The following is a 24,910-nucleotide window of genomic DNA, read 5'->3' as shown; positions in this document are numbered from 1 at the left end:
TTATCCGTATTTTTCGTTTGTGTTCAACATGATATTCGTAACACATGTTCCTGCTGGCGTCATCGGGAAAACCATTCCCTTTTCTTCTACCGAAACATTAAGCAAATAAGGACCTTTATATTCCAGCATTGAACGAATGGCGCCATCGAGTTGCGAACGATCGGTAACCTCCTGCCCTTTTATTCCGTATGCTGCGGCCAATGCCACAAAATCGGGATTGAGCATAGGCGTTTCCGAATAACGCTCGTCAAAGAATAATTGTTGCCACTGCCGTACCATTCCAAGGAAATTATTATTCAGAATAATAATCTTTACATCTATATTATACTGCATAATAGTACCCAATTCTTCAATTGTCATCTGTATTCCCCCGTCACCGGAGAAAAGACAAACCGTACGATCCGGAGCCCCGATCTTCGCCCCGATAGCTGCAGGAAGACCGAATCCCATTGTTCCTAAACCGCCTGATGTCACAACACTTCGAGTACGTGAATATTTAAAATAACGAGCTCCCAACATCTGGTTCTGACCCACATCGGTTACCAATACGGCTTCATTGCCGGTCGCCTTGGACACTTTACGTACAACCTCACCCATGGCAAGAGGACCTTCTGTCGGAAAAGCTTCCTTGCTGATAACTTTATCAAATTCTACCTTCTCACATTTTTCGAAACTCCGCACCCACTCGAGATGTTCGTTTTTCCTAATTTTCTCCGTTACAGCCGCCAAAGTTTCTTTAGCATTTCCCAAAACAGCTACGTCGGCCTTTACATTTTTATCGAATTCAGAAGGATCGATATCGAAATGTATTACTTTCGCTTGCTTGGCATAAGTATTCAGGTCACCTGTCACCCGATCGTCGAAACGCATACCAATCGCAATAAGAACATCACACTCATTGGTCTTAATATTCGGCCCTACATTCCCATGCATACCGAGCATTCCTTTATTCAAGGGATGAGAAGTCGCTATAGCCGAAAGCCCCAATAAGGTAGAACCCACAGGGATACCTGCTTTTTCAATGAAAGCAAGAAGTTCCTTTTCGGCATTTCCTAAAATAACTCCCTGACCAACAAGAGCAAAAGGTCTTTTAGCCTCATCGATAAGAGCCGCCGCACGATTTATTTCCTCTTCATTTAATTTCGGGAAAGGAGTATAGCTGCGAATAAAATTACACGGTTCGTAACTGAAATCGATCATTCCCACCTGTGCATCTTTTGCCAAGTCGAGAACGACCGGCCCTGGCCTTCCGGTACGGGCAATATAAAAAGCCCGGGCAACTGCCCATGCTATATCTTCGGGGTAACGTATTTGATAACTCCATTTCGTGACTGGCTGGGTAATTCCCACGACATCGGTTTCCTGAAACGCATCGGTACCCAAAAGCGAAGAAACTACCTGTCCTGTTATTACTACCAAAGGAGTACTGTCAATCATCGCATCGGTAACTCCCGTAATAATATTGGTAGCAGCCGGTCCCGAAGTAACGAGTACAACTCCCGTTTTTCCCGATACCCGGGCATAACCCTGTGCGGCATGAGTAGCCCCTTGTTCGTGACGTACCAATATATGTTTTAATTTATCTCTATAATCATACAGGCAATCAAATACCGGCATGATTGCACCACCAGGATATCCATAGATTGTATCTACCCCTTCTTCCATCAGCGAACGGATCAGTGCCTCTGAGCCATTTATTTTTTCTGTAGCCATATTTTATATTATAATACGAATAAGCGGTTTTATATGAAACCGGCCATCCTATATTTCTTTTTAATTATTATACCAGTGAAACCGGTCGTCAATACAATCATATCATACGGACTCCCCCTTTATCGGCAGAACTTACCATAGCTGCGTAAGCCCGCAATGCTTTCGACACATAACGGTCGCGTGAATGCGGTGTAAAAGCCTTATCGCCTCTCGCCTGTTCCTCTTTTCGGCGACATTCGAGTTCAATATCGCTTACCTTAACATCGATGGTCCGTTCGGGAATATTTATCTCGATAATATCTCCATCCCGCACAAGTCCGATATTTCCTCCTGCAGCAGCTTCCGGTGAAATATGTCCGATAGAAAGGCCGGATGTTCCTCCTGAAAAACGACCATCGGTAATCAAGGCGCATTCTTTTCCTAAATGTTTCGATTTTATATAAGAAGTCGGATATAACATCTCCTGCATACCCGGCCCCCCTTTAGGGCCTTCGTAAATAATTACGACCACATCCCCCGCCGAAACTTTTCCGGACAAAATTCCTTCACAGGCAGCTTCCTGAGATTCAAATACCCGGGCTTTACCTGAAAAATGGAAGATACTATCGTCTACACCTGCCGTTTTTACGACACAACCGTCCTGTGCGATATTCCCGCGCAGAACAGCCAATCCTCCGTCTTTTACATAAGCGTGTTCGAAATTACGAATACAACCCGATACCCGGTCTGTGTCCAATTCAGAATAAGTATTGTTCTGCGATGCCATTTTCAAATTAAACCGGTTAGCCGGAGCACTCCTCCAAAGTTCCTCAGCCTCTTTAGAATATTTTTTCCCGTCGATTGCATAGCGGTCGATCGCCTCTGCTAAAGTCATGCCGTCGACTCTCGATACCGACGTATCCAATAATCCTTGTTTCGCAAGTATACTCATAATCGAAAGAATACCTCCGGCTCGGTTAACATCCTGTATGTGATAATGAGAATTAGGAGCCACTTTACACAAAACCGGCGATTTACGAGACAACTTGTCAATGTCGTCCATCGAAAAATCAACGCCAGCCTCATGTGCTATTGCCAATAAATGAAGAACAGTATTTGTAGATCCTCCCATCGCGATATCAAGTGTCATTGCATTAAGAAAAGCGCTACGAGTCGCAATACTACGGGGTAATACCGATTCGTCTCCATCGCGATAGTATTTATAAGCGTTTTCGACTATAGTTCTCGCCGCCTTTACAAATAATTGCTCACGATTATAATGAGTCGCCACAATTGTACCGTTACCGGGCAAGGCCATTCCTATCGCTTCATTCAAACTATTCATCGAATTGGCGGTAAACATCCCGGAACAAGAACCGCAGGTAGGACAGGCCGAACGCTCTACTATCTGTACCTGCTCATCTCTTACCGACTCATCGGCCGACTCGATCATCGCATCGATAAGATCGAGCGCCCGGCCTCCGGCATGGCCGGCTTCCATAGGCCCTCCCGAAACAAAAATAGCCGGTATATTCAACCTCATTGCAGCCATAAGCATTCCGGGAGTAATTTTATCACAGTTACTAATGCACACCATTGCATCGGCTTTATGGGCATTTACCATATATTCCACACTATCTGCAATAAGATCTCTTGAAGGTAGCGAATACAGCATGCCGTCATGTCCCATAGCAATACCGTCGTCGATAGCTATTGTATTAAATTCAGCTGCAAAACACCCCATCTTTTCTATTTCTGCCTTTACTTTTTGGCCGATCTCATGTAAATGTACATGTCCGGGAACAAATTGAGTAAAAGAATTGACAATAGCGATAACGGGTTTGCCCATTTGTTCTTCGGTCATTCCGTTAGCCCGCCATAAGGCTCTTGCCCCGGCCATCCTTCGTCCTTGAGTGCTAAGATCGCTTCGTAACTGATGTTTCATATCATTTTATCCTTCATATAATAAAAAAGCCTCTCTTTTCAGAAAGGCCTTATCACTTTATTACTTTTATGTTCTACATAAAGCAACTACATACCTTTCTCATCTCCCTCTATGCACGACGACACCGAGTAGAATCGAACCGATAAGGTTAATGAGATGTAATGTAGTAAGACTAATCATCATTCTTTTGGTTAGAATCACAATGCAAATGTATAGGGTTTCGTTCTATTATGCAAATAATCCAAGGAAAAAATTCGGGTTTTAATAAAAAAGTATCAGTTTGTCATTGTTTTTAATATCAATTTATAAAAAATAAAAGCAAAAAAAATCGAATATATCACACACTACAAAACGTTAGACTCCCGCAATAAATTTCAGAAAGAATTATCTAAAAAGAAATCTTTCCGGGGGATTATAAAAAATGAAAAAAGACATTTTGTTTTTCGGGTAACAGTTTGTATATAAACCATTATTTAAGTACGTTTGCACGTTAGGAAGATTAATAGCCTTTCTACGGCAATCGTTTACCCTATATGAATTCAAAGAGGATAACATACTTTTCTATTTTTCTCATTTTAATCTATCTGGTCTCTTCATGCAGTACAACGCGGCATGTAGGTCAAGGAGAATATCTTCTCAATAACGTAAGCATTACGACCGATAACAAAAACATAAAACCTTCTGAACTGAAACCGTACATCAGGCAGGAACCCAATCACAAAACATTCGGCATATTCGGGCTACCTCTCTTCTTTTATAATCTATCGGGAAAAGATACTACGCGATGGATAAACCGGCTCATGAGAAAAATGGGAACACCTCCTGTAATTTATGACAGCATCCTTACGATAAGATCGCAAAAGGAAATAAAAAAGGCGCTGAGCAACCGGGGATACGAAAATGCGGTAGTAACGGTTGATACCGTGTCGAAAAAGAAAAAAATGAAAGTAAAATATATCGTAACTGCCAATAAACCATATTATATCGACGAGATCAGTTATAATATTCCCGACCAAAACATACGGGATATAGTTATGGCCGACACCTCCTCTTTTTTACTGAAAAAAGGAATTCTTTTCGACCGTAATGTTCTTGAAAAAGAACGACAACGTATCTCATCATTACTTCGTAACAACGGTTATTACGCATTTAATAAAGAATATATTACTTATACTGCCGATACATCTTTACGGAATAACGGAGTAGAGCTCGAATTAAATCTTCGTCCGATTCCGAAAACCGCACCAGACAATAAGATAGAGTACAAAGACCATGAAATATATCTTATCAATAACGTATATTTCGTGACCAATTATAACCCGATGATACTCGATGAAAACAAACGGTACGACGTTAAAGATACTGTCGAATACAAGGGTTATTATATTTTATACGGAGAAAAACATTACCTTAAAAAAGAAACTCTCATAAATAACTGTTATATCGAACCCGGACAACTGTTCAATAACAGAGATGTTGACCGCACCTACTCGGCTTTCGGGCGACTAAAAATACTGAAATATGTCAATATCCGTTTTACTCCGGTAAAAATAGGAAATACCGAAATGCTCGATTGCTATATTCTGCTTACCGAAGGGAAAGGTCAAACGATATCGGTAGATGTGGAAGGCACCAACTCGGCCGGCGACCTCGGATTTGCACTGGGACTTACTTATCAACATCGGAACATCTTTAACGGATCTCAAACTTTTACGGCTAAATTCCGGAGTGCATACGAAAGCTTATCGGGAGATCTTAGCGGTATCATTAACGATAATTATACCGAGCTCGGAGGAGAAGTAGGCGTAGCAATTCCTGAATTTTTATTTCCATTTATCAAAAGCCAAACCCGTAAAAAACTACGTGCTACAACCGAATTCACAGCCAACATCAATTATCAAAGAAGGCCAGAATATACCCGTGTGATTGCAGGTGGAGGTTGGAATTACAAGTGGTATACCCATCGCAATATTTACCGGCATCATCTCGATCTGGTAGATATCAGTTATGTCTATCTGCCAAAAGCTACTAACGATTTTCTCAATAATATACCGGCCGATAACCCGCTGTTACGATACAGTTACGATAATCACTTTATTATGCGGTCTTCCTATGTATTTTACCGTTCTAATCTCAACCCTACCGTAAAAAGCCTGCACAATATTTATACGCTTCGTATGGCAGGTGAAATTGCCGGTAATCTTTTATACGGTATTTCGAAAATGACTCACATGAAACGAAATAACGGAGAATACAAAATCGGAGGAATCAGGTATGCTCAATATGCCAAAGTAGATGCCGATTATGCCTATACTTTCGTATTCGACGAACGGAATTCATTTGCACTGCATGCGGGTGCGGGAGTAGAAATCCCGTATGGAAATTCCGAAGTTCTACCTTTCGAAAAACGATATTTTTCAGGGGGGGCAAACAGTGTCAGGGGATGGTCGGTAAGAACCCTCGGACCGGGTAGTTTCCGCGGAGGAAACCAGGTTATGAATTTCATGAATCAATGTGGCGATATCCGGCTCGACCTGAATGCCGAATATCGGAGTAAACTTATTTGGAAACTCGAAATGGCGGCTTTTATAGATGCAGGTAATATCTGGACGATAAAAGATTATCCGTCCCAACCGGGCGGTCAATTCAGATTCGATTCATTTTATAAGGAAATCGCTTTAGCTTACGGTTTGGGAATCCGTTTCGACTTCAATTATTTCGTATTACGCTTTGATTTAGGTATGAAGGCTTATAATCCGGGGCGCGAATTCTCTAAACGTTGGGTCGTAATAAAACCGAAGTTTACAAGAGATGCGACCTTAAATTTTGCAGTAGGATATCCCTTCTAAATTAAATTCGCAATATATCATATAGGTTATGTAAAAGGATAACTTTATATCTACCTTCAGCATAAACTGATATTGTAAAAATTACCTTCATTATTCTATTACATTTATTAAAAGCTATTTTCCCGAAACAGGTACGACAAGACCCTCCTGAGCCAATATCGTATTTGGGAAAACAGATATAGCCTCTTCTAAAAATATAGTGTTATCGAGATAACGAGCAGAATAATGCCCCAAAATTAAACGCCCTACATTTGCCTTACGAGCGATTTCGGCAGCTTGGATAGCGGTAGAGTGAAAAGTCTCTTTCGCTCTCAAAAGATTATCATTAGCAAAGGTAGATTCATGATACAATACATCTACACCTTCGATTAAAGGAATAATTTTCTCTGTATAAATCGTATCGGAACAGTAAGCATATCGATATGATTTGTCTGCCTCACGGGTAAGTATGTTATTCGGGATTATTTTACCCTCGGGTGTCGTATAATCAGCGCCATCTCTAATCTGTGCCCTATCTTTTAAAGGTATTTTATAAAATTCCACTATATCCCTGATGAGATGACGGCTTTTCGGTTTTTCTTCAAACAGAAAACCGCATGTCGGTATACGATGTCTTAGCGGTATAGTGCGCACTCGCATCGATCGGTCTTCATAAATAATTTCAGAAACAGAGGGAGTCAGCGAATTAAAACGGAGCTGAAAAGGCATGTCCCGTGAACAATAAGAAAGTATAGGTCCGAATATTTTTTCGATATCAGGATGCGCATGTACAACCAACTCTCCTGTTCGCCCCAGCAATGCCAAAGTAGAAATTATACCCGGCAATCCGAAACAATGATCACCATGTAAATGAGAAATAAAAATATGATTCAATCTGCTGAATTTCAGTTTTTGACGACGGAATTGCAGTTGAGCCCCCTCTCCGCAATCGACCATAAACATTTTCTCCCGTAAAGCAACAACCTGAGAAGTCGGATAATGCTTTACAGTAGGCAATGCAGAACCGCATCCTAAAATATTAATCTCAAAATCACTCATATTACACTATTCTGTTAAAGAGAAAAATATAGACTCCCTTTATAAACAAATATACTTCTAAAAACCGAAAAAAGAAAACTCGCAGAAAGAAAAGAACCGATATTCGATTCTCTAAAATAAAAAACAGGAATGCAAGATTTTGCATTCCTGTTTACTACATTATAGAAAATTACTTATTTCTTTTCAGAATCCAGTTTTTCTTTCAAAGCAGCCAACTCTTCGATATCACCCAATGTAGTTTTTTCTACATTGTTGTTGATAACAGGAGTTTCTTCGGATTTAGCCGATTTCTTAGCAGCTTTTTTAGCAGCAGCTTCTTTCTTAGCTTCGGCTTTCGCTTCATCTTCGAAAATACGGCTATGAGAAAGAATGATACGTTTTGCATCTTTGTTAAATTCGATTACCTTAAACGGCAATTTTTCTTCAACCTGAGCTTGAGTACCATCTTCTTTTACCAAGTGTTTAGGAGTTGCAAATCCTTCTACACCATAAGGCAATGCTATTACAGCACCTTTATCGAGCATTTCGACAATAGTACCTTCATGTATAGAATCTACAGTAAACACGGTTTCGAATACATCCCAGGGATTTTCTTCGAGTTGTTTGTGACCGAGGCTCAAACGACGGTTTTCCTTATCGATTTCGAGCACCTGTACTTCGATCTCTGCACCGATTTGAGTAAATTCAGAAGGATGTTTGATCTTCTTCGTCCAAGAAAGGTCTGAAATATGAATCAAACCGTCAACTCCTTCCTCTATTTCAACAAATACTCCGAAGTTCGTAAAGTTACGTACTTTTGCCATGTGGCGAGAACCTACGGCATATTTAGTTTCTATATTTTCCCAAGGATCGGCTTTCAATTGTTTGATACCCAAAGACATCTTACGTTCTTCACGATCGAGGGTAAGGATAACAGCTTCTACTTCATCGCCTACTTTCATGAAATCCTGTGCACTGCGCAGATGCTGAGACCATGACATTTCAGAAACATGGATAAGACCTTCCACGCCCGGAGCAATTTCGATAAACGCACCATAATCGGCCATAACGACAACTTTACCTTTCACTTTGTCACCCACTTTCAGGTCGGCACTCAAAGCATCCCACGGATGAGGCATTAATTGTTTCAGCCCCAAAGCGATACGTTTCTTTTCATCATCGAAGTCAAGGATAACCACATTGAGCTTCTGATCGAGAGAAACCACCTCTTCGGGATGACTTACACGGCCCCACGAAAGATCGGTAATATGGATAAGACCATCTACGCCGCCGAGGTCGATAAATACACCGTAAGAAGTGATATTTTTAACGGTACCTTCCAATACCTGTCCTTTTTCGAGCTTAGCGATAATATCTTTTTTCTGTTGTTCGAGTTCAGCTTCGATAAGAGCCTTATGCGAAACCACCACATTTTTGAATTCCTGGTTGATTTTAACAACTTTGAATTCCATAGTCTTGCCTACAAATACATCGTAGTCACGAATAGGTTTAACATCGATCTGCGAACCGGGTAAGAATGCTTCGATGCCAAATACATCCACAATCATACCGCCTTTGGTACGGCATTTGATAAAACCTTTAATAATTTCGTCATTTTCAAGAGCCGAATTAACACGATCCCAAGAACGGGTTGCACGGGCTTTCTTGTGAGAAAGAACTAATTGTCCTTTTTTGTCTTCCTGACTTTCGATATATACTTCAACAGTATCTCCTACTTTCAGATCAGGATTGTAACGGAACTCGTTCATCGAGATAACTCCGTCCGATTTGTAACCGATATTAACAACAACTTCACGTTTGTTGAGAGAAATCACAGTACCTTCGATTACTTCTTTGTCTTTTACTGTGCTCAGAGACTGGTCATATGTGTTTACCAGTTCTTCACGGCTTTTTTCACCGTAAACATCGCCTTTTTCATAGGCATCCCAGTCGAAATTTTCAACGGGAGAATTTTTAAGTTCTTGATCCATTTAATTAATTAGTTGATTACTTTAATAAGTTAGACATTATATGGTCTGTTAAAATCGGGGCAAAGGTAACTATTTTTTTGTATATACCAATATTAATTATCTCTTTTTTACGATATAACAGTCTCTATCGAAAATATCGAGAACAAGAGCAGACCCTTTATTTAAGGACGAAGCTCTTTCGTTAGTTTCGCTCATACTACCTGTTACCGAAGTAAATTTCCATACATTTTACGGAAATAGATCAAAAAACAAAGTAAAAAGCCCAAATATAAAAGAATTTATCTATCTAAGACAAGTAATTTTAACGTTTAATATATCGATATCAATTATAATATAATCAAAAATCTATTCATGAAATCAAAATATTTATTTTTCTCCTGTTTCATATCCATTTTGCCGTTTTTGCAATCTACGGCAAAAAAAACGAATGAAAACCCTAATAATCTGAATGACCTGCGCAAAGAATTTTCCACCCCCGGAAAACAGTATGGTACAATACCTTTCTTCGTATGGAATGAAAAAATGACCCCTCCGCTAATCGACCGCATGATGCAGTCATACAAAGAAAACGGATTCGGAGGTGTCTTTATTCATCCAAGAGTCGGGTTACAAACCGAATACCTATCGCAAGAATGGTACGACCTCGTTAAATATACGGTAAATAAAGGAAAAGAATTAGGTCTCGACGTCTGGTTATATGATGAAAACTCGTACCCCAGCGGTTTTGCAGGGGGATATGTTCCCGACCTCATGCCACAGTCGTATAACGAAGGAATCGGGCTAAACATGCAACAATCAGATAAAATACCTCCAGCTACCGACGATATTTTTCTTTGCTTGAAAAAAGAGAATGATAAATTCGATAACATCACGAGATCACTCGATAATTATAAAAATAAACCGGGTGATTACTATATTTTCAAAAAGATTTACAATCCACGGGCTGGCATATATGGCGGGTTTTGTTATACCGATCTTTTGAAAAAAGGAGTTACCGAAAAATTTCTGGAAATCACCATGTCCGGATATGAAAAATCAATAGGAAACGAGTTTGCAAAAACTGTACCCGGTATTTTCTCTGATGAACCCCAAATCGCTGTCGATGGAGGAATCCGATGGACAAGCGATCTGTTCGATACATTCCGCAAAGAGCACGGTTACAACCTCGAAGAATATCTGCCTGCGCTTTGGGATGAATGGGGTGATTGGAAAAAAATAAGACATAATTATTATCAGACTCTCCTGCATATGTTTATCGAAAGATGGTCGAAACCTTATAGTAATTACGCTCAGGAAAAAGGGCTCAACTGGACCGGTCATTATTGGGAACATGATTGGCCCGACTTGTACAACGGCTGTGATAATATGGCCATGTACGCCTGGCATCAAATACCGGCCATCGACTTATTATTCAATGAATTCAATGATGTAAGTTCTAATGCTCAGTTCGGAAACATAAGGGCTGTAAAAGAATTATCGAGTATTGCAAATCAACTCGATAAAAAAAGAACATTGAGTGAAACTTATGGAGGCGGAGGCTGGGAAGAGACTCTGAAAGACTTCAAGCGATTAGGCGATTGGGAATACGTTCTGGGAGTAAACATGATGAATCAACACCTCTCTCATCCTACACTCTCGGGTAGCCGTAAAATCGACTATCCTCCCGTTTTTAACGACGCGTCTCCCTGGTGGCCCTATTATAAGCCTTTAAACGAATATTTTTCTCGTCTTTCTTTAGCCTTATCTTCAGGGGAACAAGTCAATGATATACTCGTACTCGAACCGACGACTTCGGTATGGCTTTATGCCAGTAAAAGAAAGGCGAATCAGCATCAATTAACAATCGGTCAAAAATTCCAGGAATTCGTTACTGAACTCGAAAAACATCAAGTAGAATATGATCTCGGTTGTGAAAATATAATTAAAGATCAGGGTGAAGTAAATAAAAAAGGATTTAAAATCGGATCCCGAATTTATAACACGATCGTAATTCCGCCACTCACCGAAAATATAGATACTAAAACCGCTTATCTGTTACAGAAATATATAGAAAATGGCGGTAAAATAATCGCTTATGCCATTCCCGAACGAATAGATGGCAACTATGCCCCCGAACTAAAAAAAATATTCGATGCTCCCTCGGTTAAAATCCTGAAGGCGCTTACCGATAACGATATAAAAAAACATTTCGGATCGACCGAAATTTCGTTCAACGATCTGTCCTCAGAAAATATTTATCACCATCGTCGAATAACACAAGACGGACAAATACTCTTTATCGTAAACAGCTCCGTAAATTCAAACGGAACGGGATCGGTTTCTGTAAAAGGAAAAGACATCGCTCAACTCGACTTATATGATGGAACTGTAAAAGAATATAATTTTTACAGTGACAAGAATAAAATTCGATTTACCTTTGATTTACCTCCTGCCGGCAGTCTTTTATTATACGTTTCGGACAAAAAAATAAAAAATAAGCAACAAGTCAAAAAAATCGTAACCGACAAACTTATAAAGACAGATACCCATATGGTAGTCAAACGCTCGGATCCAAATGTACTGGCTATTGATTATTGCGATCTCAAATTGAATGGAGAAGAATTCAAGGACCTTTATACGGCAGATGCCGATCGGATGATATTCAAAACGATGGGATTCAACGATAATCCGTGGATGAATAGTGTACAATACAAACAAAATATACTTCGGAAAAACGTATCTGATCTATCCGGATACGAAGCCACTTATCACTTCTTCGTTAACGATGAAATCGACACCAGAAATTTATTTGCTGTTATAGAAAGGCCGGAACTGGTAAAAGTTTCGATTAACGGACACAATATAAAACCCGAACCGGATAAATGGTGGCTCGACCGGTATTTCGGAGTATATCCGATCGGGAAATATACAAATAATGGAAAAAACTCGATAAGCGTATCGATAGATAAAATGGATGTTCGGGCCGAACTCGATAAAATATACATAATAGGAGACTTTTCGGTAAACCCCATTGAAAAAGGTTGGGAAATAATGCGGCCCGAAAAACTCATAGCTGGAAACTGGACTAAACAAGGACTTCCTTTTTATAATTCCGCTGTTACATATTCCCGGAAATATAACATCCAGGATGCTGAAAAAAATTATGCCGTCTCACTCGATAATTTCAGAGGAACCGTAGCTGAGATAATCGTTAACGGATCGAGCGCAGGCACACTTATCAGCGACCCCTGGAAACTGGATATTTCTTCGCAAATAAAACCGGGAGAAAACATAATAACGGTAAAAGTAATAAGCAGTCTTCGAAACTTGCTGGGGCCGCACCATATCGGAACGTCAAGGGGTAGTGTAAGGCCCTGGTTCTGGAGAAAATCCAAACCATATCCTTCAGGTAACGAATATGACCTGCTGGAGTACGGCATAGATGGGTTCGATATTTGGTGTAATTAAAAAACGGTTCCTATTAAGGAACCGTTTTTAACAGATTATAGTAACAGTGTTCGTTACAGTTTCAGTTCATCTCTTCATAACAGGAACAGGATCGGGAGTTGCCGGATGGTCAGGATCATAAACCGCAACACCGACAAATGAATCGGCACAACCGTAATACAAATACCATTTCTTCTTATAATACACCAAACCTTCAACAAAAACGGTTCCGTCTTTATACTGCCCGCTTTGTTCAAACGACTCCATCGGTCTAAAGAAAGCTTCATCGAGTCTATCGACAAGTCTCTCAGGATTATTTTTATCGAACAAAGCTTGCCCGGCAGCATATACTCCCGAGGGATATTTTTTATCACCTTTATCGCCAGGATGGTTTTTACCATTATATAACAAAACAATGCCTTTATCAGTCATTACAGCAGGAGGGCCGCATTCGCTCAACATACTGTCGAAATAGCCTTCTCGAGGGCTCATCAATTTTTTTAAATTCCCCTTCTCATCGAGTACAGGAATCCAATTTACCAAATCTTCGGATGTAGCTCCATAGACATTATCTTCGCCCCAATACATAAAATATTTTCCATTTATTTGAGTAATTACTTGTTTGCCGTTTTTCACTTTTGTCACGATAGAACCCGATTTGCAACCCAAATCTTTAAAGCGCCCCTCGTAAGCTTTAGCAAACGCAGGACCGTATTTTTCCCAAGTAAGTAAATCTCGGGAAGTTGCGACTGCCAAACGGGGAACTTTCTGATTCCAAGAAGTGTACATCATCACATATAATCCGTCATCTGTTACTGCAACTCTTGGATCTTCACATCCCCCGGGCCACTCGTATTCTTTCGCAGCATCTTCTCCGGGATACATTACAGGGGTATCACGACGTTTCATTATTACGCCGTCTTTACTTTCGCCCAACCCGATTCGCGATGTCCGTCTTCCAAGTCCGGGATGGGAATTGTCCTCTGCTCGGTACAATACACATATTTTCCCGTCTTTAACAACCGCAGCAGGATTAAAAGTATCGCTTTCTTCCCAGGCAACAGGCGATTTCCGCATAGGGCAATCGAATTTACTATTTTCTTTAGGAACAATTACCGGATTCTTTCCCTCTACCCTTACAAAACCACCTAAAGCCCATGAAGGAAGAGTAGGTTCGGCTGCCACAGCCGGCAGCATACATACCAGTAAAAAAGCCAATAAAAACAATACTATTTTATTCTTCATTTTTAAATTATTAGATAAAGATTTAACAAATAAGCATAATTGAACAATCTCAATACCTATCACCAAAGATACGATATTAACTTTAAAGGGCAGGTAAATTATAAAAGAAATGTGTGGTTTGAAATTCTAAACAATATTTGACTACCAACTCAGAAAGTCTTAAAATGACATATTTTAAAGAATGCCAAACCGAATGATTTAATTTCCTAATTTTGCATACAGAACTCAAAAGCAAACAAAATGAAACCTCAAGAAATCATTAATAAATGTCGCTTTTTATTAGAAGAATACAAAAATGAATGGGAAAACCGTTATGTGTTTATAGCAAAGTGTCTGCATCCAAGAATAAAGACTGGCGATACGATTTACGTTTTTTCGGACAAAATATCGGGGAGATAATCGTCAAAGAAGACAAGCAAAATCATCAAGATCGAATTTTTCTTAATGTTACAGAAGATAAGGCTAAATCAAACAAAAAATATTTCGACATAAATGTTTTCAATGGTAAGATAGACCGGAATAGTAATTTAGCTCAACAATTCAGGATAAAATTTAAACAATATTTCGACAAATGTTCAGAAATTAAAACCAAAAGCCCCGAACATCGAATAGAAAGTTTTATACTAAACGAATTTGCTAAAACGTTACGAAAACAAAACAAACAATTATGTAACATTCAGCCTATAAAATTATTCGACGCATTCTTTCAGATGCCTACTCCTCTAAAAGCGAGTAACCATGATCCCGAATACGCAAACCACGCCGGAGGCGGAATAGATATTTTGGCAGAGTAATACATAAGAATGGTGAAAAAAGACTTTGTGTCATAGAAATTAAAGACGAAAACATTAAAAATGAACCTCAAAGCGACGCTATGTTGCAAGCAATTTCCTATGCGACTTTTATCTTTTGTCTTTTGCAAAGCAAAAGCGGAAATGAATGGTGGAACATATTTAAAAACCCTCAAAATCCGAAATCTACCGATAAACAATTACCGGAACATTTATATATCGATGTCGTGACGTTAATGCCTAAAACTAAAGTGCAGGAAAAAGAAATTCTCGGGCCGATCGAAATAAATGAATTACATACGACGTTTGAATGTCATTCTCTATATTATGATGAAGAAAAACTTAAAAGATCGCTTTTAGAAACACGAAAAAATCCCGAGTTCATTTTCTCCGGGACCTACCCTGAAATTTTAAAACCATGAATATAACGATTCATAGAGGCACAAATTTTTATTGCAGGAAATCATGACGATTGCTTGTATAAAGCTTCAGTCGAAAGACTTCCCACCAATTGCCACTACTTATGCCACTCAGACATAACAATTGAAAATGTAACATTCTACGGCCTTCCGATGTTTATGATCGAGAAATCGAAGGGAAATACGAGATGTACATAAATCAAATACCAAACAACATAGATATACTAATTACCTACCAACCTCCAAAAAATATCCTCGACTATTCTCAAAAAATTCACTATGGTAGCATTATGCTATTAAAACGAATAGAACAAATAAGACCTAAATTTCATTTAGGTCGGACATATACATGATAATTATGGGACTCAAAAACAAGGTGAAACGATTTTTATGAATACTGCTTTAATGAATGAAAATTATAAGATCGTCAATGCTCCCCGAAAATTCATAATTAAAAGTTCATCAAAAAAACACATAAATTACCTATAAATCAACCACTTATCAAGATATCATCTTCACAACAGTATAAACTATCTGTATTCAGGAATAAATAAAATTTTAAATATATTATAATTTGATGTTTTCAAAATATTTTTTAATTTTGTTAGTATATTTTTGGGATATTATACCTTAAATCATACAAACCATGAAACGTTTCACACTCATCCTTGCGAGTTTATTTTATATTATGGTTATATCAGCGCAAACTCAAGCTGATAAATATATATCGGAAGGAATCAAATTACATGACCAAGGAAAATACAGGGAAGCGATCGGTATGTATCAAAAAGCTTTGGTTGAAGACCCATCCTCTTCAAGTGCTTTATATGAGATAGCGGTTTCGAAAATAGGACTGAAACAATATGATGAATCTATAAATTACTGTAAAAAAGTAATAAAGCTAAACGACAGATGTGTAGATCAAGCTTATGCTCTCATCGGAAACTGTTATAGCGCGATGGGAAATGAGAAGAAAGCGATTAAAATCTATAAAAAAGGGATTAAAAAATGCGGAAAAAGTATTTCGCTATGCTATAATCTGGCATGTTCTTATTATAATCTGAACGATAATGAAAATACTTTGAAAATGCTTATGCAATCTATCGAGATTAATTATCGGTACATTCCCTCTCATTACCTATTAGGATGCCTGATGGCACGCATGGAAAAGAAAACTCAAAGTATTTTATGTTTTCACTATTACCTTCTTAACGATCCGAATTCTCGTCGTGCACAAATAGCTTATACATTATTGAAACGACAATTTGTAATTCCTACCGAGAAGGATAAGAAAACAGGAGAGGTCTCGCTCTCACTAAGCCAAAAATCATTAACGGAAAATTCAGAATTCGCGACAGCCGATATGATGATCAATTTATATGCGATATCAAAATATGAAGAAAAAAATGAAAATAAGACCGACAGCGAACTTTTCATAGAAAATACCGAAAATTATTTTAAACTTTTGGGAGAATTACGTTCCGAAGATAACAAAAACCTTTGGTGGAATTTCTATATACCTATTTTTTATAAAATAGCCTGCTCTCCTTTTATAGATGTATATTGTAAATATATCAGTATTTCTTCGGACGAAGAAGCACTTAAATGGTTGAATGAACATCCTGAAAAACTCAACTCGTTCTCCAATTGGTTCAACACGGAACATGCAGACAATGACTAATGAGTTTTTGATTCTCATTCTTTCTCTGAAAATGAAGGCTTATTGTCTTTTTTCTCTGCAATTTCCACAAAATATACTCCTGCGCAAATCATTAGTATTGCCGACATTTGAGCCCAACTGAAGCGATCCTGCCCGATCGCTAACGAAGCTATCGTAGCCACAATCAAAATGAGATATCCATAAATAGCGACAACAGTCGTACTCAGATATTTTAACCCCACCGGGATAAGAAGATAACTAATAACCGTAGGAAAAATAAGGACGAACAGCAATACTAAAAATGGGAACCAATGTAACGGAAACGAGAGCACAGGGGCATTAAAACCGGTAAATAACGTAACGATAATACTCGAAAAAGCGGCTCCTGTAAAAGTATATTTTAATAAAGTATACATACCGACCGATTTCAGTAACCTGTTGCTCAAAACAAGATAAACGGCATAAATCACCGAACTCGTAAGACATAACATATTTCCTGTTAAGGCATCAGATGCCAAATCGTCGCTTTTTTGAGTTGAAATACATAAAAGAGCACCTCCCAGCCCGATCAAAATACCGACGACTTTCATTACCGTTATTTTTTCTCTAAAAAATAATACAGCGATAATAAACACCCATATCGGTTGTAATGTCGTAAAAATAGAACTGGATACCGGTGTCGTTTTACTCAACCCTACCAAATAAAAAAACATAAAGCCATAAATACCTGTTGCCCCCAATAAAAAAAGTAACCCCTTTTCCTTTAGAGTAGATTTCTCAGGCTTGGTAAAACAGGCGATAATCCAAAAAGCAACAGCAGCAAATGTGCAACGTATTGCAACACCTGATAAAGGAGACATCCACAAAGGTAAAAGGTATTTTAATGCGTTCATATTCAACCCACTGAAAGTTTTCGATATAATCATATCGACATTAGCTTCTGTCTTTTTATTTTTCACTCGTATTTTTTATTTTATAGTAATACTATTATTGTAACTGATCGTCATAGATAAAAGAATTTCTTTTTAAATAAGCGAATACAGCTACGATCAATGAAATAACCAAATTAAAAACAAAGGCAAATTGTTGCGTATGTACATGCAACATACTTTTAAACATATCGATAATAAACGGGCATGCAAGTATCGCCAGATAATTCATCGTCATAACAAAAGCAAGGGCAAGAGTCACTTTCCTCTCCACGGCAATACGGGTCGTTTTGGCATACACGACAGGCTGTATTACTCCATAACCAAGCCCAGTGAGTATACATCCCAGCCCAATCGTCCACTCGGCGTGTGAAATCCAAATCAATAATAATCCCAAAGCGATCGAAACAAGGCTACCGAAAAGAGTCAGACTTTTTAAACGATCGAGTATATTATTCAATATTAATCCAGGAGCCATAATGGCAAGAAAAAAGAGAGATATCATAATTCCCGAATTTCCACTGGTAAAATGGTATTCTTCCATTAAGAATGGAAGATTGAAGCTTACAATAATGACCAAATAAGTCGCCAAACCGTAAAATAACATCAGTTGTATCAGATATTTCACCTGTATTCCCTTTTTCCCATAAGACGTATTATAAGCAGGTTCTACATTATCTCCTACATCGGCATCTTTGGGCTTAGGCAAATCATCTATATTCAAATAAAACGATAGTATAATAGAAATTATAGGTAAAAGATACACTAAAAAAGGAAGATGCCAATTTACCTCGGCAAGATAACCTGTTGCAGTTGTAGCGAGTACGAGAGTGATATTGGTTATTGCCGAACTGTAACCAAACTGTTTTACCCGGTATTTCCCGATAAAATATCTCGATATCAAACCGGTAGATAACGGAACGATAAGGCCTGACCCTACTCCCAGCAATGCACTGACAGCTACCAACTGCCACATTTTTACAGATAGCAAATAAAGAATACCGCTAACTGTAAAAATCGCTAATCCGATTTGCAATAAACGAATGTTATTTACTTTTTCGGTAAGTTTTCCCGATAGTAAGATAAAAGGGATAATCATCAGCGAAGGTAAAGAAGAGAGCAATTGTATACTCAATTCGGAAGAATGAGGAAAAATTACCGACAATTGGCCGAGAATAGGAGACACAGCTAATCCCGGCAATGCATTTAAGGCCGATATCGACCATATTCCTGCCAATGTTATAAGCGGGATCGTTCCGCGGCCCGTGTTTATTTTCATATCGTTACGTCAACTAATAAATAATAAAACGATTTTGGTATTTAAACCGGAACACATTTAACTGTCCGATTCGTAATAAAAACAATATCTTGTCCTAAAAGTTTATTTCCCAATTATTCCGAAAATGGGTCATTCCTTTAATATAAATTCAAATTTCTAATAAAAAACAAATAGTGTGTGAATAGTAAAAATCAGTAAACATTCGAAAGAATCCAATGTTTTATATAATACGAATAAAAAGAATATCGACGAATATAATCAACCGTTTTTTAATAAAAAAAATAGCAAAATGAAAGATTTAAATTTTAGAAAAGGAGATGCGAAAACCGATGTTTTCGGTTCTGATGAAATGTTACAACCAGCGCCCGTCGACAAAATTCCCGACGGTCCTACCACACCGCAGATCGCATATCAAATGGTAAAAGACGAAACTTTCGCCCAAACTCAGCCACGCCTCAACCTGGCTACATTCGTAACTACCTACATGGATGATTATGCCACTAAATTAATGAACGAAGCGATCAATATCAACTATATCGATGAAACGGAATATCCACGTATTGCTGTAATGAATGGTAAATGTATCAACATCGTCGCCAATTTATGGAATACACCCGAACAGGAAAAATGGAAAAGCGGTGCTTTGGCCATCGGTTCGTCAGAAGCATGTATGTTGGGAGGTGTCGCCGCTTGGTTACGCTGGCGTAAAAGAAGAAAAGAAGCCGGAAAACCCTACGATAAACCCAACTTTGTCATTTCCACGGGATTTCAGGTAGTATGGGAAAAATTTGCACAATTGTGGCAAATCGAAATGCGTCAGGTTCCCTTAACCCTCGACAAAACCACGCTCGATCCTGAAGAAGCCCTTAAAATGTGCGACGAAAATACCATTTGTATCGTTCCCATTCAGGGTGTAACCTGGACCGGACTAAATGATGATGTGGAAGCACTCGACAAAGCCGTAGACGCTTATAACGCAAAAACCGGAAACGAAGTATGTATTCATGTAGATGCCGCAACCGGTGGCTTTATATTGCCATTCCTGAATCCCGAAGTTAAATGGGATTTCCGTTTGAAATGGGTATTATCTATCAGTACTTCAGGTCATAAATTCGGTCTCGTTTACCCGGGTCTCGGATGGGTAGTATGGAAAGATAAAAAATATTTACCCGACGAAATGTCTTTCAGCGTAAATTACCTGGGAGCCAATATTACTCAAGTCGGGCTGAACTTCTCGAGACCCGCCGCTCAAATACTCGGACAGTATTATCAATTTATTCGTCTCGGCTTTGAAGGATATAAAGCCATACAATATAACAGTATGGAAATTACAAAATACCTCCACGAACAAATCGGTAAAATGACTCCGTTCGTAAATTATAGCAACGAAGTTGTAAACCCGTTGTTTATATGGTATATGAAACCGGAATACGATAAAAATGCCAAATGGACATTGTACGATCTGCAGGATAAGTTGAAACAGAGTGGTTGGATGGTTCCGGCCTATACCTTACCCGAAAATATTCAGAATTACGTCGTAATGCGTATCGTCGTACGACAAGGATTCAGCCGCGATATGGCAGATATGTTACTAAACGATATCAATAACGCTATCGCCGATCTCGAAAAACTCGAATACCCCACGCCAACCCGTATTTCTATCAATAAACAGGAAGAAATAAAAGGCTCGGTATTTACTCATACCGGTTCGGGAAAAAAAGTAAAATAATTGCCAGATTGCCACGGGAGTTCTCCTTTTTTACCCAACGGAGGACTCCCGTATTTTTATAACGAATCGATCAACCATTAATTTACGATCTTATGAATAAAAAAATATCTGTTTCCCAGATACAGGAAGCTGCCCAAGAAGCTTACGAGCTCTATAAAAATAATACCGACGGTAAAAATGCAGACTATATCCCTTATTTGGCTAACATCAACAAAAATCTCTTTGGCATCAGTATCTGCCTGCTTAACGGAAAAATGATACAATTCGGAGATTACGACTACAAATTCGGGATAGAGTCGGTATCGAAAGTGCATACCGCCATTCTCGTACTTCGCCAATACGGTGCGCATAAACTGCTTGAAATGATCGGAGCAGATGCAACCGGGCTACCTTTTAATTCAATATTCGCCATTCTGCTCGAAAACGACCATCCCTCTACCCCGCTGGTAAACGCCGGTGCTATTGTAGCTTGTAGCATGGTACAACCACAAGGCAACTCTGATGAAAAGTGGAATGCTATCGTCTCAAATATTACGGATCTTTCAGGCAGTGCGCCTCAACTAATCGACGAACTTTACAAATCGGAATCGGATACGAATTTCAATAACCGTTCTATCGCGTGGTTATTGAAAAATTATAATCGTATTTACGACGATCCTACGATGTCTCTCGACCTCTATACCCGCCAATGTTCTCTGGGTATAACGGCCGGGCAACTTTCGGTATGCGGCGCTACGATCGCCAATAACGGAAATAACCCCATAACGAAGGAACAAATTTTCGATGCCGAACTTTCTCCCAAGATCACTTCACTTATCGCGACTGTAGGTTTCTACGAACATACCGGTGACTGGCTATATACTTCAGGTATTCCGGCAAAGACCGGAGTCGGCGGTGGTATCATGGGGGTACTTCCCGGTTTATTCGGCATTTCGGCTTTTGCGCCTCCCATAGACAGTGCAGGAAATTCGGTAAAAGCTCAATTAGCGATAAAACACATCATGAATAAATTGGGACTGAATGTTTTCGAATCGGGAACTGTCACTATAACCGACTAACCGGATAGAAATAAACACGTTATGTATTTTTAAAAAAGTCATATTCAAATACAAAGAGGCATTTTTCACTTCTCAACCGAAGTACAAAATGTCTCTTTGTTACTTTCGTTACCAGATCGATCTACAATCATCGGTACAGATATTACTTTCCTATGTTTCTCACACAAAACTTTTCTACATAAGAATAATCATATACTGAAAATATAAAATCAAAAAGATAAACTATTCAGCACCGTTCACATCCTCTCCACCTGATACCTTTTCAGAAACAGCAACCGCAGCAGAACCGGTTTTCATCATTTTCTGCTTTTCTGTATTATTTTTATAAAATTCTTCCCGTTTCTTATTCGCATCTTGCACCACACTGGTAATATATACAGTAAAAATAGGGAACATCATCATACCTAATGCCGCCAGTACAACCGACAAAACACGACCGGTAACAGTAACAGCATAAATATTGGATCCAACCGTAGTCACATCCATAAAAGCCCACCATAAAGCATCGGCATAACCGTTTACTTCGGGATTTACTTTATGTTCGAGAACGAAAAAAATAAGACTCGAAAAATACACCGTAGCCATTAACATAGTAAGATACGAAACAAACAGACTCGACGCTTTGGTATAAGTAAGCCAACTCACGACAATCGCCAAGGCATAACCTCCGCGTACAAGAGGTATGAAACGAAGAAAATAGGTTATTTCGGGCGAAAAAGTAATATGATAATAATCGATGATATTCACATACGGAATCGAAATAATCAGAAAAACAAAATGAGTACGCAAATAATACCATTTATTATGCGAAAGAAAAAATTCGAGAATAAAATCGAAAATAAAAAATAGGCAGATATATAACTGTACTTTCAAATATGCAGGTTGCGTGAGAAAAGAGATGTTATTGAATGTATCGATTGAGATACTGATGATAAGAAAAAGCGAAAGGATAAGAATAACTACATGCAAAAATCCGTAAATACCTTTCTTCTCATAAATAAAATCTGATAAAGCCGACTTCATATTCCCTTGAATTTAAAAATGCTATTTTTAATTACCCTATTAAGAACAACCCTCGTGCCCTTAATGTTTAAGAGAAGAAAAAAGCGTAATATAACGTTTAAAAAGACGAAAAGATAAACCTATACAATACATATTTGTTATAACTCCATAATATGATATTACAATTAAACTAATCTTTAAATTATGGGAAATATTGGAAAAACGGTAAAATTAGGTGTATTTACCCTTGCCATTATGAATGTTACCGCCGTTGTTTCGTTACGGGGATTGCCCGCCGAAGCCGAATACGGCGTAAGTTCTGCATTTTATTATTTATTTGCAGCTATTGTATTCTTAATTCCTACAGCTTTAGTTGCGGCCGAACTGGCTGCCATGTTTCAGGATAAACAAGGAGGAGTTTTCCGATGGGTCGGCGAAGCTTTCGGCAAAAAATTAGGTTTTCTTGCTATCTGGCTGCAATGGGTCGAAAGTACGATATGGTACCCGACCGTACTTACATTCGGAGCCGTTTCGATAGCCTTTATCGGATCAAGTCACGGGGCAGACATGTCTCTGGCTTCAAACAAATATTATACGTTAGCAGTGGTACTTATTATTTACTGGATCGCTACTTTCATTTCGTTGAAAGGACTCGGTTGGGTAGGTAAAGTCGCAAAAGTCGGAGGTATGGTAGGTACCATTATTCCGGCAGCTTTGTTAATAATTTTGGCAATCGTATATCTGGCTATGGGTGGGCAATCGCAAATGGATTTTTCGGGTAGTTTCTTCCCCGATTTTACCAAATTCGATAATGTCGTACTCGCAGCGAGTATCTTCCTCTTTTATGCCGGAATGGAAATGGGCGGTATTCATGTAAAAGATATCGAGAATCCGTCAAAAAATTACCCGAAAGCCGTATTTATAGGATCTCTTATAACTGTTATTATCTTCGTTTTGGGAACATTCGCTTTAGGAATCATCATCCCGCAAAAAGATATTAATCTGACGCAAAGCCTTCTCGTAGGTTTCGATAATTATTTCGCTTTTATTCATGCCTCATGGTTTTCTCCCATTATTGCCATAGCACTTGCATTCGGAGTCTTGGCTGGTGTGTTAACCTGGGTTGCTGGTCCGTCTAAAGGTATTTTTGCCGTAGGTAAAGCCGGATATCTCCCCCCGTTCTTCCAAAAAACCAATAAAATCGGAGTACAAAAAAATATTTTGTACCTGCAAGGTCTCGCGGTAACTCTGCTCAGTCTCTTGTTTGTCGTAATGCCTTCGGTACAAAGTTTTTACCAGATACTTTCCCAGCTTACCGTTCTCCTGTATCTGATCATGTACCTGCTGATGTTTTCAGCGGCAATATATTTAAGATACAACATGAAAAAAGCAAATCGTCCTTTCCGTATCGGTAAAAAAGGAAACGGTCTTATCTGGCTCGTTGCCGGCCTCGGATTTTGCGGTTCATTGCTGGCATTTATTCTGAGCTTTATTCCTCCCGGACAAATCGCAACCGGAAGTAACACCGTATGGTATTCGGTTCTGGTAATCGGCTGTATCGTAGTCGTTGCCGCTCCGTTTATTATCTACGCCTCGAGAAAACCAACATGGGCCGATAAAAACAGCCAGTTCGAACCATTTCACTGGGAAGCACAACCAGCAACGACATCCTCTATTACATCCGGCATGAATGCAACTGCGGGAAATACCGTAAATACTTCAACAACTTCCAATACCGGAACAAAGCCAGCAGATACGGATAATACGTTGAAATAATTTAAAATACAAGTTAAAAATCCGGTTTTACTTCTTCGTAAAACCGGATTTTTTATAAGCTGCAGTTAGTTAGAAAATGCAGCTTCTTCTTTTACGAATTAC

16 protein-coding genes are annotated in these 24,910 nt (G+C 38.8%); 8 read left to right on the top strand and 8 right to left on the bottom strand.

Annotation, left to right across the window (positions count from 1 at the left end):
* Together ilvB and ilvD are read right to left on the bottom strand one after the other, a co-directional pair.
* Entirely contained in the window at positions 1 to 1,713 is a 1,713-nt protein-coding gene (gene ilvB / locus NMU02_RS02530) for a biosynthetic-type acetolactate synthase large subunit (protein WP_255025612.1), read from the bottom strand.
* Between the two features lie 97 nt (positions 1,714 to 1,810).
* Positions 1,811 to 3,637, bottom strand: coding sequence for a dihydroxy-acid dehydratase (gene ilvD, locus NMU02_RS02525; RefSeq protein ID WP_255025607.1), 1,827 nt, complete (start codon positions 3,635 to 3,637; stop codon positions 1,811 to 1,813).
* Positions 3,638 to 4,170: 533 nt separating this feature from the next.
* Between ilvD and tamL the strand changes: the two genes are divergently transcribed.
* Positions 4,171 to 6,486, top strand: a complete 2,316-nt coding sequence (gene tamL / locus NMU02_RS02520) for a translocation and assembly module lipoprotein TamL (protein WP_255025606.1) — start codon at positions 4,171 to 4,173, stop codon at positions 6,484 to 6,486.
* 114 nt (positions 6,487 to 6,600) lie between these two features.
* Here tamL and NMU02_RS02515 read toward each other — a convergent pair whose 3' ends face one another.
* Both NMU02_RS02515 and rpsA read right to left on the bottom strand, forming a co-directional pair.
* The gene (locus NMU02_RS02515) at positions 6,601 to 7,524 is read right to left on the bottom strand and encodes a ribonuclease Z (RefSeq protein ID WP_255025605.1); all 924 of its coding nucleotides are present in this window, start codon (positions 7,522 to 7,524) and stop codon (positions 6,601 to 6,603) included.
* Between the two features lie 173 nt (positions 7,525 to 7,697).
* Positions 7,698 to 9,494: a 30S ribosomal protein S1 gene (rpsA, locus tag NMU02_RS02510; RefSeq protein WP_255025604.1), complete on the bottom strand. Its 1,797-nt coding sequence runs from the start codon at positions 9,492 to 9,494 to the stop codon at positions 7,698 to 7,700.
* A gap of 351 nt (positions 9,495 to 9,845) precedes the next feature.
* Here rpsA and NMU02_RS02505 point away from each other — a divergent pair, with 351 nt between their 5' ends.
* The gene (locus NMU02_RS02505; protein ID WP_255025603.1) at positions 9,846 to 12,941 is read left to right on the top strand and encodes a glycosyl hydrolase; all 3,096 of its coding nucleotides are present in this window, start codon (positions 9,846 to 9,848) and stop codon (positions 12,939 to 12,941) included.
* Positions 12,942 to 13,007: 66 nt separating this feature from the next.
* On the opposite strand, the gene NMU02_RS02500 is transcribed toward NMU02_RS02505, so the two are convergent.
* Positions 13,008 to 14,165 carry a beta-1,2-mannosidase gene (locus NMU02_RS02500; protein WP_435522005.1) on the bottom strand — a complete coding sequence of 386 codons (1,158 nt, stop codon included), beginning with the start codon at positions 14,163 to 14,165 and terminating at the stop codon, positions 13,008 to 13,010.
* Positions 14,166 to 14,464: 299 nt separating this feature from the next.
* On the opposite strand from NMU02_RS02500, the gene NMU02_RS02495 reads away from it, so the two are divergent.
* From NMU02_RS02495 to NMU02_RS02485, 3 genes are all read left to right on the top strand, one after another.
* Entirely contained in the window at positions 14,465 to 14,959 is a 495-nt protein-coding gene (locus tag NMU02_RS02495; RefSeq protein ID WP_255025601.1) for a hypothetical protein, read from the top strand.
* 80 nt (positions 14,960 to 15,039) lie between these two features.
* Positions 15,040 to 15,378, top strand: coding sequence for a hypothetical protein (locus NMU02_RS02490; protein WP_255025599.1), 339 nt, complete (start codon positions 15,040 to 15,042; stop codon positions 15,376 to 15,378).
* Between the two features lie 643 nt (positions 15,379 to 16,021).
* Positions 16,022 to 17,056, top strand: a complete 1,035-nt coding sequence (locus NMU02_RS02485) for a tetratricopeptide repeat protein (RefSeq protein ID WP_255025598.1) — start codon at positions 16,022 to 16,024, stop codon at positions 17,054 to 17,056.
* Between the two features lie 14 nt (positions 17,057 to 17,070).
* Here NMU02_RS02485 and NMU02_RS02480 read toward each other — a convergent pair whose 3' ends face one another.
* Together NMU02_RS02480 and NMU02_RS02475 are read right to left on the bottom strand one after the other, a co-directional pair.
* The gene (locus tag NMU02_RS02480) at positions 17,071 to 17,994 is read right to left on the bottom strand and encodes a DMT family transporter (RefSeq protein ID WP_255025597.1); all 924 of its coding nucleotides are present in this window, start codon (positions 17,992 to 17,994) and stop codon (positions 17,071 to 17,073) included.
* Between the two features lie 28 nt (positions 17,995 to 18,022).
* Positions 18,023 to 19,243 (bottom strand): MFS transporter, encoded by a 1,221-nt coding sequence (locus tag NMU02_RS02475; RefSeq protein ID WP_255025596.1) that lies wholly within the window; start codon positions 19,241 to 19,243, stop codon positions 18,023 to 18,025.
* Between the two features lie 289 nt (positions 19,244 to 19,532).
* On the opposite strand from NMU02_RS02475, the gene gad reads away from it, so the two are divergent.
* Complete coding sequence (gene gad / locus NMU02_RS02470) at positions 19,533 to 20,972, top strand: glutamate decarboxylase (RefSeq protein ID WP_255025595.1); 1,440 nt, start codon at positions 19,533 to 19,535, stop codon at positions 20,970 to 20,972.
* Positions 20,973 to 21,064: 92 nt separating this feature from the next.
* On the top strand, positions 21,065 to 22,030 hold the full coding sequence (gene glsA / locus NMU02_RS02465) for a glutaminase A (RefSeq protein WP_255025593.1): 966 nt from the start codon (positions 21,065 to 21,067) through the stop codon (positions 22,028 to 22,030).
* Positions 22,031 to 22,252: 222 nt separating this feature from the next.
* On the opposite strand, the gene NMU02_RS02460 is transcribed toward glsA, so the two are convergent.
* Entirely contained in the window at positions 22,253 to 23,053 is an 801-nt protein-coding gene (locus NMU02_RS02460) for a potassium channel family protein (protein WP_255025592.1), read from the bottom strand.
* Between the two features lie 183 nt (positions 23,054 to 23,236).
* Between NMU02_RS02460 and gadC the strand changes: the two genes are divergently transcribed.
* Positions 23,237 to 24,808 (top strand): glutamine/gamma-aminobutyrate antiporter GadC, encoded by a 1,572-nt coding sequence (gadC, locus tag NMU02_RS02455; RefSeq protein WP_255025591.1) that lies wholly within the window; start codon positions 23,237 to 23,239, stop codon positions 24,806 to 24,808.
* Positions 24,809 to 24,910 lie beyond the last annotated feature (102 nt).

Source organism: Coprobacter tertius (genome assembly GCF_024330105.1).
GTDB lineage: Bacteria > Bacteroidota > Bacteroidia > Bacteroidales > Coprobacteraceae > Coprobacter > Coprobacter tertius.
Note: the sequence above shows the minus strand (reverse complement) of the source record. Positions and strands in the feature narration are given on the sequence as shown.